Source organism: Pseudomonas sp. FJ2-5-13, from assembly GCF_029201605.1.
Taxonomy (GTDB): Bacteria; Pseudomonadota; Gammaproteobacteria; order Pseudomonadales; family Pseudomonadaceae; genus Aquipseudomonas; species Aquipseudomonas lactis.
This window is the reverse complement of record NZ_CP104045.1, coordinates 424,953-442,593: the sequence shown is the minus strand read 5'-3', so window position 1 is coordinate 442,593 and position 17,641 is coordinate 424,953. Positions and strand designations below refer to the sequence as shown.

Annotated in this window: 15 protein-coding genes; 1 reads left to right on the top strand and 14 read right to left on the bottom strand. The window is 61.4% G+C overall.

Going from position 1 to position 17,641, the window contains the following annotated elements; all coding sequences use genetic code 11:
* Positions 1-10 precede the first annotated feature (10 nt).
* The 11 genes from hutI to hutC all read right to left on the bottom strand — a co-directional run bounded on the left by hutI (position 11) and on the right by hutC (position 13,783).
* Positions 11-1,216, bottom strand: coding sequence for an imidazolonepropionase (gene hutI / locus N2A98_RS01925; protein WP_275622958.1), 1,206 nt, complete (start codon positions 1,214-1,216; stop codon positions 11-13).
* 15 nt (positions 1,217-1,231) lie between these two features.
* Positions 1,232-2,641 carry an amino acid permease gene (locus tag N2A98_RS01920; RefSeq protein WP_275622957.1) on the bottom strand — a complete coding sequence of 470 codons (1,410 nt, stop codon included), beginning with the start codon at positions 2,639-2,641 and terminating at the stop codon, positions 1,232-1,234.
* A gap of 161 nt (positions 2,642-2,802) precedes the next feature.
* Positions 2,803-4,341, bottom strand: a complete 1,539-nt coding sequence (hutH, locus tag N2A98_RS01915; protein WP_102047763.1) for a histidine ammonia-lyase — start codon at positions 4,339-4,341, stop codon at positions 2,803-2,805.
* Between the two features lie 26 nt (positions 4,342-4,367).
* On the bottom strand, positions 4,368-5,876 hold the full coding sequence (gene hutH / locus N2A98_RS01910) for a histidine ammonia-lyase (RefSeq protein WP_275622956.1): 1,509 nt from the start codon (positions 5,874-5,876) through the stop codon (positions 4,368-4,370).
* A gap of 137 nt (positions 5,877-6,013) precedes the next feature.
* Positions 6,014-6,838 carry a glycine betaine/L-proline ABC transporter ATP-binding protein gene (locus N2A98_RS01905; protein WP_003187840.1) on the bottom strand — a complete coding sequence of 275 codons (825 nt, stop codon included), beginning with the start codon at positions 6,836-6,838 and terminating at the stop codon, positions 6,014-6,016.
* Positions 6,835-7,686 carry a proline/glycine betaine ABC transporter permease gene (locus N2A98_RS01900; RefSeq protein WP_003187838.1) on the bottom strand — a complete coding sequence of 284 codons (852 nt, stop codon included), beginning with the start codon at positions 7,684-7,686 and terminating at the stop codon, positions 6,835-6,837. Before N2A98_RS01900 ends, N2A98_RS01905 begins: the two co-directional genes overlap by 4 nt.
* Positions 7,687-7,757: 71 nt before the next feature.
* On the bottom strand, positions 7,758-8,723 hold the full coding sequence (locus tag N2A98_RS01895; RefSeq protein WP_047712379.1) for an ABC transporter substrate-binding protein: 966 nt from the start codon (positions 8,721-8,723) through the stop codon (positions 7,758-7,760).
* Between the two features lie 69 nt (positions 8,724-8,792).
* On the bottom strand, positions 8,793-10,238 hold the full coding sequence (locus N2A98_RS01890) for a cytosine permease (protein ID WP_034125547.1): 1,446 nt from the start codon (positions 10,236-10,238) through the stop codon (positions 8,793-8,795).
* Positions 10,239-10,386: 148 nt separating this feature from the next.
* Positions 10,387-12,057 carry a urocanate hydratase gene (hutU, locus tag N2A98_RS01885; RefSeq protein ID WP_275622955.1) on the bottom strand — a complete coding sequence of 557 codons (1,671 nt, stop codon included), beginning with the start codon at positions 12,055-12,057 and terminating at the stop codon, positions 10,387-10,389.
* 389 nt (positions 12,058-12,446) lie between these two features.
* A complete protein-coding gene (locus N2A98_RS01880; protein ID WP_044270667.1) occupies positions 12,447-13,007 on the bottom strand; it encodes a HutD family protein in 561 nt (186 codons plus the stop codon).
* Positions 13,004-13,783, bottom strand: coding sequence for a histidine utilization repressor (gene hutC / locus N2A98_RS01875; RefSeq protein ID WP_153474487.1), 780 nt, complete (start codon positions 13,781-13,783; stop codon positions 13,004-13,006). Before hutC ends, N2A98_RS01880 begins: the two co-directional genes overlap by 4 nt.
* Before the next feature lie 78 nt (positions 13,784-13,861).
* Here hutC and N2A98_RS01870 point away from each other — a divergent pair, with 78 nt between their 5' ends.
* Entirely contained in the window at positions 13,862-15,226 is a 1,365-nt protein-coding gene (locus tag N2A98_RS01870; protein ID WP_275622954.1) for a formimidoylglutamate deiminase, read from the top strand.
* Positions 15,227-15,352: 126 nt separating this feature from the next.
* Here N2A98_RS01870 and N2A98_RS01865 read toward each other — a convergent pair whose 3' ends face one another.
* The 3 genes from N2A98_RS01865 to N2A98_RS01855 all read right to left on the bottom strand — a co-directional run bounded on the left by N2A98_RS01865 (position 15,353) and on the right by N2A98_RS01855 (position 17,438).
* Positions 15,353-15,922, bottom strand: a complete 570-nt coding sequence (locus tag N2A98_RS01865; RefSeq protein WP_014716529.1) for a lipocalin family protein — start codon at positions 15,920-15,922, stop codon at positions 15,353-15,355.
* A gap of 30 nt (positions 15,923-15,952) precedes the next feature.
* Positions 15,953-16,207, bottom strand: a complete 255-nt coding sequence (locus N2A98_RS01860) for a lipoprotein (protein WP_044270662.1) — start codon at positions 16,205-16,207, stop codon at positions 15,953-15,955.
* Between the two features lie 223 nt (positions 16,208-16,430).
* Positions 16,431-17,438: a class 1 fructose-bisphosphatase gene (locus tag N2A98_RS01855; protein ID WP_032894007.1), complete on the bottom strand. Its 1,008-nt coding sequence runs from the start codon at positions 17,436-17,438 to the stop codon at positions 16,431-16,433.
* Positions 17,439-17,641 lie beyond the last annotated feature (203 nt).

The following is a 17,641-nucleotide window of genomic DNA, read 5'->3' as shown; positions in this document are numbered from 1 at the left end:
CAGCATCCTCTCAAACAGTGACATCGACGCCGTGGCGCACGACGCGTTTATCCAGTTCGCCACCCAGCCAGTAGGCCAGGTCGGCGGGGCGGTCGATCTGCCAGGCGACAAAGTCCGCGACCTTGCCCACTTCCAGGGAACCATGGGTATCACCCAGCCCCAACGCGGTGGCCGCGTGTTGCGTGGCGCCGGCCAGGGCTTCTTCCGGGGTCATGCGGAACAGGGTGCAGGCCATGTTCAGCATCAGCCGCACCGACAGTGCCGGCGAGGTGCCGGGGTTGAGGTCGCTGGCGATAGCGATCTTCACGCCGTGTTTGCGCAGGGCCTCCATCGGCGGCAGTTGGGTTTCACGCAGGAAGTAAAAAGCGCCCGGCAGCAACACGGCGACGGTGCCAGCAGCGGCCATGGCGATGGCGTCTTCTTCGGTCATGAATTCCAGGTGGTCGGCCGACAGCGCGTGGTAGCGCGCCGCCAGGCTGGAGCCGTGCAGCGATGAGAGCTGCTCGGCGTGCAGCTTCACGGGCAAGCCAAGCTGTTGGGCAACCTTGAATACGCGCTCGACCTGTTCGGGGGAAAAGGCCAAGTATTCACAGAAGGCATCCACCGCATCCACCAGCCCTTCTGCTGCCAGCGCCGGCAGCATCTCCTTGCAGATGTGCTCAATGTAGTCGTCGGCACGGTCCTTGTACTCCGGCGGCAACGCGTGGGCGGCCAGGCAGGTGGCGCGCACGCTGACCGGCAGTGCTTCACCCAGACGCCGGGCCACGCGCAGCATCTTGCGTTCGTTGGCCAGGTCCAGGCCGTAGCCGGACTTGATCTCCACGGTGGTCACGCCGTCACGCAGCAAACTGCGCAGGCGCTTTTCGGCACTCGAGAACAGCTCATCTTCGCTCGCCGCACGGGTTGCGCGCACCGTACTGGCAATGCCGCCGCCCTTGGCCGCGATCTCGGCGTAGCTGACGCCTTCGAGGCGCTGCTCGAATTCGCCGCTGCGATTACCACCAAACACCGCATGGGTGTGGCAGTCGATCAGCCCCGGGGTAACCCACGCGCCTCGCAGGTCATGCACCTGGGCGTAATCCGCCGTCGGCGCCTGGCTGCGAGGGCCGACCCACTCGATGAGCGAGCCGGCAGTCACCATGGCGGCCTCCTCGATGATCGAGTATTTGCCGTTGGCCATGGTTGCGACGTGGCAGTGTTGCCAAAGCGTTTTCATCAACGCCTCCCTAAGTTATCGATGAGACAAAACCGGGTCGTAATCGACCTTGGCCGTTTGCCCGGCGGCAGGCTTGACCCACAGCCAGTAGGCGATGATCAGCAGCACGATCCACACGGCGCCCACCATCAACGCCGCCTGGGTGTCCGGAAAGTAACCGAGTACACCAAACACAAACAGCATGAACACAATGGCCGCTGCCGGCGCATAGGGCCAGAACGGCACCGGGAATTTCAGTTCGGCGATCTGCGCCTTGGTCATGGAGCGGCGCATGGCGACCTGGGTAAACAGGATCATCAGCCATACCCACACGGTGGCGAAGGTAGCAATCGAGGCGATCAGCAGGAACACGTTTTCCGGGATCAGGTAGTTGAGTACCACACCGCCGAGCAAGGCGGCGCCCATGACCACCACGGTCATCCATGGCACGCCTTGTTTGGACAATTGCGCGAAGCCCTTGGGCGCCTGCCCTTGTTGAGCCAGGCCGTACATCATGCGCCCGGCGCCGAAGATGTCGCTGTTGATCGCCGACACCGCCGCCGAGATCACCACGATGTTAAGGATAGTCGCCGCCGAGCCAATCCCCAGGTTGCTGAAGATCTGCACGAACGGGCTGCCCTGGCTGCCGATCTGCGGCCACGGGTAGATCGCCATCAACACGAACAGGGTAAGCACGTAGAACAGCAGGATACGCAGCGGCACCGCGTTGATCGCCTTGGGGATCACGCGCTGCGGGTCCTTGGCTTCACCGGCGGTGATGCCGATGATTTCGATGCCGCCAAAGGCGAACATCACCACCGCAAACGAGGCAATCAACCCGCCGATGCCGTTAGGCATGAAGCCACCGTGGGCCCACAGGTTGCTCAGACCGCTGGCCTGGGTTTCGCCTGCCGAGTGAATGCCGAACAACATGATGCCGAAGCCGCCGAGGATCATCGCCACAATCGCGCCGACCTTGAGCAGCGACAGCCAGAACTCCATCTCGCCAAAGACTTTGACGTTGCACAGGTTCAGGCCGCCGATCAAAAACACGATGCCCAGCACCCAGACCCAACGGGCCACTTCGGGAAACCAGAAGCCCATGTAGATGCCGAACGCGGTGACGTCCGCGAGGCAGACGATGATCATTTCAAAGGCGTAGGTCCAGCCGAGGATAAACCCGGCCATCGGCCCCAGGTAGGTGCTGGCGTAGTGGCCGAAGGAGCCGGACACCGGGTTGTGCACGGCCATCTCGCCGAGGGCGCGCATCACCATGAAGACGGCGGCACCGCCGATCAGGTAGGCCAGCAGCACGGCGGGGCCGGCCATCTGGATGGCGGAGGCCGAGCCATAGAACAGCCCGGTGCCGATCGCGGAACCCAGGGCCATGAAGCGAATATGTCGGGCGTTGAGCCCGCGTTTCAAACCTTTTTCTGACTGGTGCATTTCTCTTCCCTAATTATTCTTATCCCGAGAAAATTCAAAGCTGCAAACATTCAAACTGTGGGAGCTGGCTTGCCTGCGATAGCGGTGTATCAGTCAACAGATGGGTTGCTGACCCACCGCTATCGCAGGCAAGCCAGCTCCCACATTGGTCAATGTCGCTCTTAGAGGCTTGGCAGCAACTTGGCCGGCACCAGCTCATTCAGGCAGCGGCTGGCGAGCAGTTCGCTGGCGGCGTTGATGTCCGGGGCGAAGAAACGGTCCTTGTCATAGAACGCCACTTTGCCGCGCAGGATGCCACGGGCTTTTTCCAGCTTGGGCGAGGTCTTCAGGCCGTCGCGCAGGTCCAGGCCCTGGCACGCCGCGAGCCATTCCACCGCGAGGATGCCCCGGGTGTTCTCGGCCATTTCCCACAAACGCTTGCCCGCAGCCGGGGCCATGGACACGTGGTCTTCCTGGTTGGCCGAGGTCGGCAAGCTGTCGACGCTATGGGGATGGGCCAGCGCCTTGTTCTCGCTGGCGAGCGCGGCGGCAGTCACCTGGGCAATCATGAAGCCCGAGTTCACCCCGCCATTGCCCACCAGAAACGGCGGCAGTTGCGACATGTGCTTGTCCATCATCAACGAGATCCGGCGCTCGCTCAGGGAGCCGATTTCGGCAATGGCCAGCGCCATATTGTCGGCAGCCATGGCCACGGGTTCGGCGTGGAAGTTGCCACCGGAAATCACATCGCCCTCGGCAGCAAAGACCAGCGGGTTATCCGACACCGCGTTGGCTTCTACCACCAGCACCTCGGCGGCCTGGCGCAATTGGGTCAGGCAGGCGCCCATGACCTGCGGCTGGCAACGCAGGGAATACGGGTCTTGCACCTTGTCGCAGTTCTGGTGCGATTGGGACACCTGGCTGCTCTCACCGAGCAGGTCGCGATAGGCCGCTGCCGAGTCGATCTGGCCGCGCTGGCCACGCGCCGCATGAATACGCGCATCGAACGGCGAGCGCGAACCCAGTACCGCTTCCACAGTGAGGCCGCCGCACGCGAGGGCGCCGGCGAACAGGTCTTCGCCTTCGAACAGGCCACGCAGGGCATAGGCCGTGGACACCTGGGTGCCATTGAGCAGGGCCAGGCCTTCTTTGGCGGCCAGGGTCAGCGGCGTGAGGCCGGCGACTTTCAGTGCCTCGGTGGCTTCCAGCCATTCGCCCTTGTGACGCGCTTTGCCTTCGCCAAGCAGTACCAAGGACATGTGTGCCAACGGCGCCAGGTCACCGGAGGCGCCGACCGAACCTTTAAGTGGAATGTGCGGGTACACCTCGGCGTTGATCAATGCGATCAGCGCGTCGATCACCTGGCGACGAATCCCGGAGAAGCCACGGCTCAGGCTGTTGACCTTGAGCACCATGACCAGTCGCACCAGCGCATCGCTGATCGGCTCACCGACGCCGGCAGCATGGGACAGCACCAGGGAGCGCTGGAGATTTTCCAGGTCTTCGCTGGCGATGCGGGTCGATGCCAACAGGCCAAAACCGGTGTTGATGCCATAGGCGGTGCGGTTCTCGGCGAGAATCTGCTCCACACAGGCAACGCTGGCTTCGATCTGGGCCGAGGCGCTGTCATCCAGGCTGAGGGTTACTGGCTGCTGGTAGATGGCACGCAGTTGGGCGAGGCTCAGTTGGCCTGGAATCAGGTTTAGCGCAGTCACATTCATTCTCCTTGTGAATTGTTCTTAGGTGTTCAGTGCAAATTCGGTAATGCAGTGTCTTTAAGCAACTGGGCAGCGGCGGCAATATCCGGCGCCAGCCAGCGGTCCTGTTCATAGGCGGGAACCACTTCGCGCAGCAGCCGCCAGGCGCGGTCGGTACCGGCGCCGAAGCGCTGGTCCTTGAGAAACTCGAAAGCCTGGGCCGCCAGCAGGTACTCGATGGCAAGAATCTGGGTGACGTTGGCCAGCACTTGGTGCAGCTTGAGCGCGGCATTGGTGCCCATGCTCAAGTGGTCCTCCTGCAGGCCCGAGGTGACGAAGTTGTCCAGCACCGCAGGTTGCGCCAACTGGCGGTTCTGCCCACACAAGGACGCGGCGACGTACTGCACGATCATCATCCCGGAGTTGACGCCCGGGTTGCTCACCAGAAAGGCTGGCAGGCCGCTGACATGCGGGTTGACCAGGCGGTCCAGGCGGCGCTCGGCCACCGAGCCGATCTCGGCCATGGCGATGGCGAGCATGTCGGCCGCCAACGCGACGGACTGCCCGTGGGGGTTGGCCTGGGACACCACGCGGTAATTGTCCGGTGTGCCCAGCACCAGCGGGTTGTCGGTGGCGCTGTTGAGTTCGGTCTCGATCTGGCGCGTGGCGTGCTCCACCTGGTCGCGGGCCGCGCCGTGAATTTGCGGGATCGAGCGAATGCTCAAGGCGTCCTGAGTGCGAATACCTTTACTGCTGGCAATCACCTCACTGCCGTCGAGCAGGGCACGCAGGTTGATACCTACATGCTGCATGCCCGGGTGCGGCTTGAGGGCGATGATGGCTTCGTCGAAGGCGTCGATCTGGCCGCGCTGGGCTTCGAAACTCATGGCACCGATCACGTCGGCCCATTGCAGCAAGTGATGCGCATCGGCCAGGGCCAGGCAGCTCAGGCCGGTCATGCACGGCGTGCCGTTGACCAGGCACAGGCCGTCCTTGGCGCCGAGTACCACGGGCTGCAAACCTTCAGCGTGCAACGCGTGTTGCGCCGTGACGATCTGGCCGCGGTAGCTCACATTGCCGACGCCCAGCAGGGCCACGCCGATATGGGCCATGTGGGTCAGATACCCCACCGAGCCTTGGGACGGCACTTGCGGGGTGATGCCATGGTTGAGCAGCGCCAGCAGCGCGTGCACCACCTGCGGATGCAGGCCGGACTTGCCGTGGCTGTAGTTGATGATCGCCGCGCAGATGATCGCGCGGGTCTGCTCATCGCTGAGCACCGGGCCGACGCCGCAGGCGTGGCTCAGCAGCGTGTTGCGCGACAGTTGGCTCAGTTGCTCGGTCTTGAGCGAGACGTTGCACAGCGCGCCCAGGCCGGTGTTCACGCCATAGGCGCGCTCACCGCTGGTGACGATGCGCTGCACGATGGCTTGGGCATTGTCGATGCGCGCCCAGGCGTGGCCGGAGAGTTCGAGCATGGCGCCGTGGCGGGCGACGGCGGTGACGTCCTGCCAGCGCATGGGGGTGTCGGCGATGATGATTTTGGTTGCCTGGGACATCTTTATACCTTCTTCAATTCTTAGGCAGCATTGCCGGCCTCTTCGCGAGCGAGCCCGCTCCCACATTTGGAATGCATTCCCCCTGTGGGAGCGGGCTTGCTCGCGAAAGCGCCAGCAGCCTCACCACACAGCCCGGATCAGACCACCGCCGCCCGCCGCTGAACAAAGCGGTCCACATACTCATCCGCCGGCGAGTGCAGAATCTCTCGCGGGGTGCCGACCTGGATCAGCTTGCCGTCCTTGAGGATCGCAATGCGGTTACCGATGCGCACAGCCTCGTCGAGGTCGTGGGTGATGAATACGATGGTCTTGTGCAGGGTCTTTTGCAGCTCGAGCAATTGATCCTGCATCTCGGCGCGGATCAACGGATCGAGGGCGCTGAAGGCTTCGTCCATCAGGATGATGTCGGTGTCGGCCGCCAAGGCGCGGGCCAGGCCCACGCGCTGGCGCATGCCGCCGGACAGCTGGTGCGGGTATTTGTTTTCGTAGCCCTTGAGGCCCACGGTTTCGATCCAGTGCAACGCACGTTCGGCGCAGACCTGCTTGGTCTCGCCACGTACTTTGAGGCCGTAGGCGACATTGTCGAGCACGCTCTTGTGCGGCAGCAGGCCGAAGCTCTGGAACACCATGCTGATCTTGTGCCGACGGAATTGGCGCAGGGCTTCCATGTCCAGTTGCAGGATGTCTTCGCCGTCCACCAGGATCGCGCCGCTGGTGGGGTCGATCAGCCGGTTGAAGTGGCGCACCAGGGTGGATTTGCCCGAACCCGACAAGCCCATGATCACAAAGATCTCACCGGTGCCGATGCTCAGGGACAGGTCATTCACACCGACCACGCAACCGGTCTCGGCCAGTACCTGGTCCTTGGTCTTGCCCTGGCCGACCATGGCCAGCGCATCCTGGGCCCGCGCGCCGAAAATCTTGAAGACGTTTTTGACTTCGATTTTGCTGACAGTCGTCATTTGCTCGCCTCATGCCGTGGGCGGCCATAAGCCTGGGTAATGCGGTCGATGACCACTGCAAGAATCACGATCGCCAGCCCGGCTTCAAGGCCACGGCCGACGTTGAGGGTCTGGATGCCGACGAGCACGTCTTCACCCAAGCCACGGGCACCGATCATCGAGGCGATCACCACCATCGACAGCGCCATCATGGTGGTCTGGTTGATACCGGCCATGATGCTTGGCAGCGCCAGCGGCAATTGCACGCCGAACAGTTGCTGCCAGCGGTTGGCACCGAAGGCGTTGATAGCTTCCATGACTTCGCCATCGACCTGGCGAATGCCCAGGTCTGTGAGGCGGATCAGCGGCGGCGCGGCGTAGATCACCGTGGCGAAAATCGCCGGGACCTTGCCCAGGCCGAACAGCATCAGCACCGGGATCAGGTACACGAAGCTGGGCATGGTTTGCATGATGTCCAGCAACGGCATCAGCACCGAACGCAGGCGATTACTGCGCGCCGACAGGATGCCCAAGGGGATGCCGATCAACACCGAGATCACCGTGGCCACCATCATCAATGCCAGGGTTTGCATCAGTTTGTCCCACAGGCCAACCGCGCCCACCAGGAACAGCAAGCCGACAATTACCGCGGTGGTCACCACCTTGCGGGTGGCGTGCCAGGCAATACCGCCGACGATGGCCAGCATCAGCCACCAGGGCGCCGCGCGCAGCAGGCCTTCCAGGTTGACGATGGCCCACAGCAGCGTGTCGGAGATGTGCCGGAACACATCGCCGTAGTTGGTGACCAGTGCGTCCACCCAACCGTTGACCCAGTCGGCGATGGAAAAGGTAAAACTCTCAGGAAACATATCGTGCTCTCGATCCAGTGGGTTGTGGCCAGCCGCCCGGCCACCCTTGAGGGTAGCCGTGCACCCTTGACCTACAAGGCCGCGTCGATTTTCTTGGCTGCGTCTTCGCTCACCCAGGCGTGCCAGACTTCAGGATGTTCCTTGAGGAATATTTTCGCCAGTTTCGGCGACTCGATCCGCTCCTTGGCCATGCGGCCCAGGTTCTGGTTCAGCAGGTCGATGGGCAGGTTGACCTTTTCCAGCACGGCCACCAGTTCCGGGGCTTGCTCGTGGAAAGTCTTGGACAGGCCGACTTTGATGCTCACACTTTTATCCACGCCGGGCTTTTCTTCCAGCTTGACCAGGTCGACCTGGCCCATCAGCGGTGTCGGTGACCAGTAGTAGAACAGTATCGGCTCGCCGCGCTTGTAGCTCGACAGCACCGCCGCATCCAGCGCCGGGCCGGTGCCCGGGCGGAAGTTGGTGTAGGTGCTTTCCAGGCCGTAGCTCTTGAGCATTTCGCTGTTGTCCAGCTCGCAGGTCCAGCCGGCCGGGCAGTTGTAGAAACGGCCCTTGGACGGCTCTTCCTGGTCCTTGAACACCGAGGCGTACTTGGCCAGGTCGGCGATGTTTTTCAGGTCCGGCGCCTTGGCTTCCAGCTTGCGCTTGGCGTCGCCTTCGATCACATAGCGCGGCACGTACCAGCCTTCGACCGCGCCGACCACCGGAGCCCCGACGCCCACGACTTTGCCGGCCTTCTCGGCTTTGTTCCAGACCTCGCTGCGGCCTACCCACTCCTCGGCGAACACTTGGATGTCGTTACTGCCCAGGGCGTTTTCCATGGTGATGGAGTTGCCCGGCAGGCTGTCGGTTTTACAGTCGTAGCCTTTTTCCAGCACGGTTTGCAGGATGTCGGTGAGCAACATGCCGCTTTCCCAATTCAGGCCGGCGAATTTCACCGGCTTGCCGGATTCACACCAGCCGGCCGCCTGGGCGCCGGCACTTGCCAGCACGCCAGCGGCGAACAAAGTAGCCAGCAAGGTCTTATTCATAGTCATTGTTGTGACGCTCCCAATCATGAAATGGATTACGGCAGTCAGTAGGCGTCCTGCCCTGTCCACGTCCCATCAGGCTTGTGCAGCCAGCTCGTTTGTTATGGGTGAAGCGCCCTGCTCTTTTGGCAGGATCAGGTGATCGGGTACCGTGCCATGCCATTTTTTCGCACACACGTAATACAGGGCCGCCGGCAGTACCAGGCCGATGATCCAGGAGATATCCACATCACCCAGCGCGGCCACCAAGGGGCCGGTGTAGAACTTGGTGGAGATGAACGGCAACTGCACCAGTACGCCGAACACATAGACGCTGATGCCCAGCAGGTTCCAGCGGCCGTAACGACCGTTCGGGTCGGCCAGCGCCGGCACGTCATAACGTTCGCGGGTGATGCAGTAGTAATCCACCAGGTTGATCGCGCTCCAGGGCGTAAAGAACGCCAACAGGAACAGGATGAACGACTTGAATGCACCGAGGAACGAATGCTGGCCGAGCAACGCGATCAGCGTGGCCGTGCCGACGATCATCAACACGAATACCAGACGCTGCAGACGCGTGACCTCCAGACGCCCACGAAAGCCGCTGATGATAGTGGCGATGCACATGAAGCTGCCGTAGGAATTGAGCGTCGAGATGGTGACCTTGCCGAACGCGATGCTGAAATACAGCAACGCAGCGGTGGCCCCCGTGCCGCTCAAGCCAACGATGTACGCCACCTCGTGACCGGCAAACTGCCCGTTGGACATGGCCGCGGCAAACACGCCGAGGACCATCGCCACTTGAGCACCGATGACCGAACCTGCGCCAGCAGCGAGAAAGGTTTTAACCGATGACGTGTGGCTCGGCAGGTAACGCGAGTAATCCGCCACGTAAGGGCCGAACGCAATCTGCCAAGAGGCCGCCAGCGACACGGCCAGCAGGAAACTGCTCCAGCTGAAGTGGCGGATCTGCAGGAGCGCGCCAACGTCGGTCTGGCTCATCAGGCGGCTGAACAGGTACACAAAGGCAACCACGCCAATCAGGCTGGCGACCCGGCCGATGAAGTGGATCACCCGGTAACCCAGCACCGTGACCAGCACGATGACACTGGCGAAGATCAGGATGCCGACGCTGTCGCTGACCCCGAACAACTGGCCCAGCGCCTGGCCCGACAACACGGTACCGGTGGCGGTGAAACCCAGGTACATCAAGCACACCAGCACAATCGGAATGGCCGCGCCATACACGCCGAACTGCACCCGGCTGGAAATCATCTGCGGCAGGCCAAGCTTGGGCCCTTGCGCCGCATGCAGCGCCATGACGCCACCGCCGATCAGTTGACCGATGAGCAAGCCGATCAACGACCAGAACACATCACCGCCCAGCACCACGGCCAACGCCCCGGTGACAATCGCAGTGATCTGCAGGTTGGCACCCATCCACAGGGTGAATTGACTGAATAGACGACCATGTCTTTCCGCTTCCGGGATGTAGTCGATCGAACGTTTCTCGATCAACGGGGTGGTGTCGTTTGCAGCCATGTTGTTCAACCTCTGATGGATTGTTTTGTATGCATCTTGCTCTTCTGTGGGAGCTGGCTTGCCTGCGATAGCATCGCCTCGGTCTTACTGTCAGACCGCGTCGTCTGCATCGCAGGCAAGCCAGCTCCCACAGGTTCTACGTCAGCCGTTACTTGATCATCGGCAGGTTCAGGCCATGCTCCTTGGCGCAGTCGATAGCAATCTGATAACCCGCATCGGCATGGCGCATCACCCCGGTCGCCGGGTCGTTGTGCAGCACGCGGGCAATCCGCTCGGCCGCTTCGTCAGTACCGTCGCAGACAATCACCATCCCTGAGTGCTGGGAGAAGCCCATGCCCACACCACCACCGTGGTGCAGCGAGACCCAGGTGGCGCCGCTCGCGGTGTTGAGCAAGGCGTTGAGCAATGGCCAGTCGGACACAGCGTCGGAGCCGTCCTGCATGGCTTCGGTTTCGCGGTTCGGGCTGGCGACCGAGCCGGAGTCCAGGTGGTCACGGCCGATCACGACCGGCGCGGACAGCTCGCCGCTGCGCACCATTTCGTTGAACGCCAGGCCCAACTTGGCACGCTGGCCCAGGCCGACCCAGCAGATACGTGCCGGCAGGCCCTGGAAGCTGATGCGCTCGCGAGCCATGTCCAGCCAGTTGTGCAGGTGGGCGTCGTCGGGGATCAGTTCTTTGACTTTGGCGTCGGTCTTGTAGATGTCTTGCGGGTCACCGGACAGCGCCGCCCAACGGAACGGGCCGATGCCACGGCAGAACAGTGGGCGGATGTAGGCCGGTACGAAACCTGGGAAGTCGAACGCGTTTTCCACGCCTTCTTCCTGGGCCATCTGGCGGATGTTGTTGCCGTAGTCGAAGGTCGGGATGCCTTGCTTCTGGAATTCCAGCATGGCTTTGACGTGTACGGCCATCGACTGCTTGGCGGCCTTGATCACGGCGGCCGGCTCGGTCTTGGCGCGAGCGCGGTATTCGTCCCAGGTCCAGCCGGCCGGCAGGTAACCGTTGAGTGGGTCGTGGGCGCTGGTCTGGTCAGTGACCATGTCCGGACGCACGCCACGCTTGACCAGTTCTGGCAGGATTTCTGCGGCGTTGCCCAGCAGCGCAATGGAGATGGCCTTGCCTTCCTTGGTGTACTTGGCGATGCGCGCCAGGGCGTCGTCGAGGTCGGTGGCCTGCTCGTCGACGTAACGGCTGTTCAGGCGGAAGTCGATGCTGACTTGCTGGCACTCGATATTCAGCGAGCAGGCGCCGGCCAGGGTCGCGGCCAATGGCTGCGCGCCGCCCATGCCGCCGAGGCCGGCGGTGAGCACCCAACGGCCGGTCAAGTCGCTGTTGTAGTGCTGGCGGCCGGCTTCGACGAAGGTTTCGTAGGTGCCTTGAACGATGCCTTGGCTGCCGATGTAGATCCAACTACCGGCGGTCATCTGGCCGTACATGGCCAGGCCCTTGGCATCCAGCTCGTTGAAATGCTCCCAGCTGGCCCAGTGCGGCACCAGGTTGGAGTTGGCGATCAGCACGCGCGGGGCGTTGCTGTGGGTCTTGAACACGCCGACCGGCTTACCGGATTGCACCAGCAAGGTTTCGTCGTCGTTCAGATTGGTGAGGCTCTCGACGATCTGGTCGTAGCACTCCCAGTTACGCGCCGCGCGGCCGATACCGCCGTACACCACCAGTTCTTTGGGGTTCTCGGCCACTTGCGGGTCGAGGTTGTTCATCAGCATGCGCAGCGGCGCTTCGGTCAGCCAGCTTTTGGCGGTGAGCTTGTTACCGCGGGCGGCGCGGATTTCGACGTCACGGTATTTTGTAGGCTTGGTCACAGCTAGGACTCCTCGGCGAACGATGCGCGGACATGGATGGTGCGAGGTCTTACGCACACATCTTTACTTGTATGTACAAGCATATGCAATCGAGCGGCCAACTTTTGAAATGAGCCCTGCGGATTTTTTCCGCAGGTGCGCACACGCCTTGATAATCAAGGCTTGGCGGCTTGATGAAATTTCTTACGGAGGCGTTTTACAGCAGAGAGGATTTGTCACGACAGCGTGGCTTTGCGTCACGCTGGGGCGTTCGGTAACAAATTGGTGCGCGGTCTTGGGAACAGCGCACAAACAAATGTGGGAGCTGGCTTGCCTGCGATAGCGGTGTGTCAGTCAGCACATCCTAGGCTGATACACCGCTATCGCAGGCAAGCCAGCTCCCACAGTTTTTAACCGCGCGCGGTCAGTTCGATGATGCAGCAGCGGCCAGTGACAGAGATATCCAGCAGGCCCGTGTTACCGTCCACTTGGAGGCAATCATGGTGGCCGAGCTTCTCGCCCAGCACCTTCACTTCATCCGCCACGCTGAACACCAGCACCGTCTGCGCGGAGCTGAAAAACTGCTGCACACCATCCACCCACTGCAAGCGTGCATGGTAACGCTGTGGCGAGTAGATCAGGTTGAAGTCGCGAATCGGCCCGGTGATCAAGCGGCACGAAACCTGGCTTTCACCCAGGAACGCGAACGGCTGCAACGGTAACAACCCGCGCTGTTCCTCGCCGTCTACGGTCAACACCATGCCCGCGCCTTTGATCACCGTGATCACGCGCTGGTAACCGGCAAAGCTGGAAAACCCACCCGACTCGGCGATATCGGCAATCGACAAACGCCAGCCAAAGCCCTCCAGGCCGGTGCCGGCGTCGCGACTGATTTCTTCGGTACTGCCGCCGCCGTTCTTCCACGGCATGCGCACGTAGTCGGCGGCACGCCAGACGTTGATCTTACTCATTTACTGAAGCGTCCTTCGAGGCTGTGACGGGAACCGGGGTGGATCAACCGCGCCGCAGTCACCGGCTGGCGACCCGACCAGGTGCGTCGGCGAATCAACAGGCACGGCTCGCTCGGCTCGATCTGCAACAACTTGCACTCGGCGGCATCGGCAAGGATCGCCTCAACCACATGCTCGCCCTCAGTCAACGGCGCGACCTGGTTCAAATAGGCATACGGGGTTTGCTGGGTGAAGTCCTGCTGCAGGTATTGCGGCGCGACCAGGGCGTTGACGAAACGGTCTTCGATTTGCACGGGAATGTCGTTCTCGTAATGCACGATCAACGAGTGGAACACCCGCCCGCCTTCGCGCATTTCCAAGGCGACGGCGCGCTCGGAGCCGGCGGCCTCTTCGCCCAGGGTGATCACCTGGCAGGTGTGCCGATGCCCGCGGGAGGCGATTTCATCGGCGATGTTGTGCACTTCAAACAGGGCCGATTGGCTTTTAGGCTCAGCCACGAACGTACCGACGCCTTGCATGCGCACCAGCAAACCTTCAGCGGTCAGCTCGCGCAGGGCGCGGTTGATGGTCATGCGGCTGAAGCCCAACTGGCTGACCAGCTCGCTTTCCGACGGCACGCGGTAATGGGGGGGCCAGTTGCCGTTGAGGATCTGCTGGCTGATCATCTGTTTGACGCGGGCATACAAGGGCGCCGGACTTTCGTCCATGTGGGCAGCCAGCGAAGAGTTGGCGGGCGGAGTCGGCACAGGGAATCCTTGCGGGGGAAAAAGATGCATAGATTGCCGGAGTTTACCGAGCAGGCAAACGTCTGTATATGTATATACAAATAAACACACGACCGGGGTGCCTTGATCATGTCCGCTTTCTTTGCCGAACGCGCACTGCTGCCTAATGGATGGGCCAATGATGTACGTCTTGAAGTCAGCGCCGATGGCCTGCTGACAAAGGTTGAGCCCAATGCCAGTGCAGAAGGGGCCGAACGGCTCAGGGGCCCGGTGTTGGCGGGCATGCCGAACCTGCACTCCCATGCCTTCCAGCGCGCCATGGCGGGCTTGGCCGAAGTGGCTGGCAACCCCAATGACAGCTTTTGGACTTGGCGCGATTTGATGTACCGCATGGTCGGCAAGATCAACCCCGAGCAGTTACAGGTCATCGCGCGCCAGCTGTATATCGAAATGCTCAAGGCCGGCTACACCTCAGTGGCCGAGTTTCATTATGTGCATCACGATCTCAGCGGCCAGCCCTATGCCGACCGTACGGAACTGTCCCGCCAGATCAGCCAGGCGGCCGCCAGCAGCGGGATCGGCCTGACCTTGCTGCCGGTGCTCTACACCCACGCAGGCTTTGGTGGCCAGGCGCCAAATGAAGGCCAGCGACGGTTTATCAACAGCACAGAACACTACCTGGACCTGCAAGCCCGCTTGCAGCCCATTCTGGCGGCACAACCAGCGCAGCAACTGGGCCTGTGCTTCCATTCCCTGCGCGCCGTCACCCCCGAACAAATCCACACCGTGCTGGCCGCCAGTGACAAGGCCTGCCCGGTGCATATCCACATCGCTGAACAGCAAAAAGAAGTCGACGACTGCCTGGCCTGGAGTGGCAAGCGCCCGTTGCAATGGCTGTATGACAATGTCGAGGTGGATGAGCGCTGGTGCCTGGTGCATGCCACCCACGCCGATGCCGATGAAGTCACCCGCATGGCCAACAGCCGAGCGATTGCCGGTTTGTGCCTGACCACCGAAGCCAACCTGGGTGATGGGATTTTCCCGGCGGTGGACTTCCTCGCCCAAGGTGGGCGCATGGGTATCGGCTCCGACAGCCATGTATCACTGAGCGTGGTGGAAGAAATGCGTTGGCTGGAATACGGCCAGCGCCTGCGTGATCAGCGGCGTAATCGGCTGTACCGCAGTGATCAACCGATGGTGGGTCGCACGCTGTTCGATGCTGCGCTGGACGGTGGCGCACAAGCGCTGGGCCAGCCGATTGGTCAACTGCAAGTGGGTAAGCGTGCGGATTGGATTGTGCTGGACGGTAGCGATCCGTACCTGGCGACGGCCAGTGAGGATGGGATTCTCAACCGCTGGCTATTTGCCGGCGGTGATCGGCAAGTGCGCGATGTACTGGTCAATGGCAAGTGGGTGGTGCGAGATGGGCATCATGCTGGCGAAGAAGACAGCCGCCAGGCATTCACCCAGGTCCTGAAGGACTTGCTGAACTAACGGCCAATCCATAACAACTGTGGGAGCTGGCTTGCCTGCGATACAGACAACTCGGTGCATCAGTTACACCGGGTTGATGCTATCGCAGGCAAGCCAGCTCCCACATTGGATTGAGGATACTCAGCATTACTGAGAGGACTTTGCCATCTGCTTGTCCGAGGTACGCCAGATCAGCCGCGTGGTGTCATAGCCTTGCTGTCGCGCCCTGCTCAACAGGTCTTCACGGGTATCGGCACTCACCGTCGGCGTGCGCGACAGGATCCACATATAGCGCCGGCTCGGGCTGCCGACGATGGCGGTCTTGTAGTCATCGCTGACGTACAGCACCCAGTAGTCACCCTTGGCAACGCCCGGCAACAGTGACGTAAACCAGTTATTGAATTCCACCCACAGCTTGTCGGTCTTGCCTGGCACCTGCGGCGTCGCCGTGCCTTTGGCCTCTTGCCACTTCCACTCAGGCGTCAGGCAGCGGTTGAACACCGACATGTCACCATCAGGCAGCAAGGTATAGCGGGCTTCGGATTGCGCACAGTTGCGCTGAAAGTACATCGGCAACCGGGCCAACTCATACCAGGTGCCCTGGTAACGCTTGAGGTTGACGTTGCTCGCCGTCTTGGGTTGCAGATCATCGCCAGAATGGCTGGCGCAGCCCGCCAAAAACAGGCTGGCGCAAAGGAACAAAACAAAACGCATCATTCTTCTTCTCCCGCAGGCTCGCGCCCCGGTTTACTTCAGGCCTTGCCCGGAAAACATCAGAACTTTGTCACCGGCGTACTGCACGCTGATAAAGCTGCTTTTATCGCCCCAGGTGCAGCTGGACATGCCCAGTGCGCCGGAACAATCGGTTGGCTTACCCAGCAACGACTCCACCTCGGCCTTGGCCATGCCGGCTGAGAGCTTTTGGTAGTTTTCTTGGGTGACCTTGCTGCAAGCGGCTAAGAGCACGCAAAAAGCCAGCAGGGCGAGACGGCGTATAGACATGGAAAAGCTCCTGGAGAGACAAAGCAGCTGGGGTATCTGCCAGAAGCTTAGAAGGGAAAAGGGGTGTCTGGTTCCCGACGAGCGAAAACAAAAAAACCCCGAAAACGCTGAAACGTTTCGGGGCCCAGGGTAGGAGCGAGCTTGCTCGCGAAGAACGTTAATGATGACACGGGCTGTCTGGATGCCCGCGTTGCCTGTCAGCTTTTCGCGAGCAAGCTCGCTCCTACTTGTGATAGGCCGTCACGCGCTCAACTTCTTCCTTCGAACCCAGGAACACCGCCACACGCTGGTGCAGGCCTTCTGGCTGGATGTCGAGGATGCGCTGGTGGCCGTCGGTAGACGCACCGCCTGCCTGTTCAACCAGGAACGACATCGGGTTGGCTTCGTACATCAGGCGCAGTTTGCCCGGCTTGGACGGCTCGCGGCTGTCACGTGGGTACATGAACAGGCCACCACGGGTCAGGATGCGGTGCACGTCGGCAACCATCGCGGCTACCCAGCGCATGTTGAAATTCTTCTTCAACGGGCCTTCTTCGCCTTCCATCAGCTCGTTGACGTAGCGCTTCACCGGTTCTTCCCAGTGGCGCTGGTTGGACATGTTGATGGCAAATTCCTGGGTAGAAGCAGGAATCGAAATGTCTTCATGGGTGAGTACGAAGCTGCCCATTTCACGGTCCAGGGTGAAGCCTTTGACGCCATCACCCAGGGTCAGCACCAGCATGGTCTGTGGGCCGTAGATCGCGTAGCCGGCAGCCACTTGCTCAGTGCCTGGCTGCAGGAAGGCCTTTTCGTTCAGGGCTTCGTTCTGGCTCAGGTATTCGTTGGGGCAACGCAGTACCGAGAAGATGGTGCCGACCGGTGCGTTGATGTCGATGTTGGACGAACCGTCCAGTGGGTCGAATACCAAGAGGTATGCGCCCTTCGGGTATTTACCTGGGATCTGATAGGCATTGTCCATTTCTTCAGACGCCATGCCAGCCAGGTGGCCGCCCCATTCGTTGGCTTCGAGCAGGATTTCGTTGGACAGCACGTCCAGCTTCTTCTGCACTTCGCCCTGCACGTTTTCAGTGCCCATGCTGCCCAGGACACCGCCCAGTGCGCCTTTGGAAACGGCGTGGCTGATTTCCTTGCAAGCACGCGCCACCACTTCGATAAGGAAGCGCAGATCGGCAGGCGTGTTGTTGCTGCGGGTCTGCTCGATCAAATAGCGACTCAAGGTAACGCGGGACATGGACGGCTCCGGAGAATGGGGGGCTAAAAACCCGCGCAGTTTAGCGCGAGTCGGGGCTGATTTCCTCTAATCAGAGGATTTAACGCCAATAGAGTTCACGACCCAACGCAATAGCCCTCTGTAGGAGCGAGCTTGCTCGCGAAAAACTCACACGCGCCGCGTTCATTCAGCAAGCACGCGTTATCGTTGACGTTCTTCGCGAG

What these genes read in the sequence shown, in the direction of transcription:
- hutI (WP_275622958.1), bottom strand. Translation starts at nt 1,216, where the DNA reads ATGAAAACGCTTTGGCAACACTGCCACGTCGCAACCATGGCCAACGGC.
- N2A98_RS01920 (WP_275622957.1), bottom strand. Translation starts at nt 2,641, where the DNA reads ATGCACCAGTCAGAAAAAGGTTTGAAACGCGGGCTCAACGCCCGACAT.
- hutH (WP_102047763.1), bottom strand. Translation starts at nt 4,341, where the DNA reads ATGAATGTGACTGCGCTAAACCTGATTCCAGGCCAACTGAGCCTCGCC.
- hutH (WP_275622956.1), bottom strand. Translation starts at nt 5,876, where the DNA reads ATGTCCCAGGCAACCAAAATCATCATCGCCGACACCCCCATGCGCTGG.
- N2A98_RS01905 (WP_003187840.1), bottom strand. Translation starts at nt 6,838, where the DNA reads ATGACGACTGTCAGCAAAATCGAAGTCAAAAACGTCTTCAAGATTTTC.
- N2A98_RS01900 (WP_003187838.1), bottom strand. Translation starts at nt 7,686, where the DNA reads ATGTTTCCTGAGAGTTTTACCTTTTCCATCGCCGACTGGGTCAACGGT.
- N2A98_RS01895 (WP_047712379.1), bottom strand. Translation starts at nt 8,723, where the DNA reads ATGACTATGAATAAGACCTTGCTGGCTACTTTGTTCGCCGCTGGCGTG.
- N2A98_RS01890 (WP_034125547.1), bottom strand. Translation starts at nt 10,238, where the DNA reads ATGGCTGCAAACGACACCACCCCGTTGATCGAGAAACGTTCGATCGAC.
- N2A98_RS01880 (WP_044270667.1), bottom strand. Translation starts at nt 13,007, where the DNA reads ATGAGTAAGATCAACGTCTGGCGTGCCGCCGACTACGTGCGCATGCCG.
- hutC (WP_153474487.1), bottom strand. Translation starts at nt 13,783, where the DNA reads ATGCATCTTTTTCCCCCGCAAGGATTCCCTGTGCCGACTCCGCCCGCC.
- N2A98_RS01870 (WP_275622954.1), top strand. Translation starts at nt 13,862, where the DNA reads ATGTCCGCTTTCTTTGCCGAACGCGCACTGCTGCCTAATGGATGGGCC.
- N2A98_RS01865 (WP_014716529.1), bottom strand. Translation starts at nt 15,922, where the DNA reads ATGATGCGTTTTGTTTTGTTCCTTTGCGCCAGCCTGTTTTTGGCGGGC.
- N2A98_RS01860 (WP_044270662.1), bottom strand. Translation starts at nt 16,207, where the DNA reads ATGTCTATACGCCGTCTCGCCCTGCTGGCTTTTTGCGTGCTCTTAGCC.
- N2A98_RS01855 (WP_032894007.1), bottom strand. Translation starts at nt 17,438, where the DNA reads ATGTCCCGCGTTACCTTGAGTCGCTATTTGATCGAGCAGACCCGCAGC.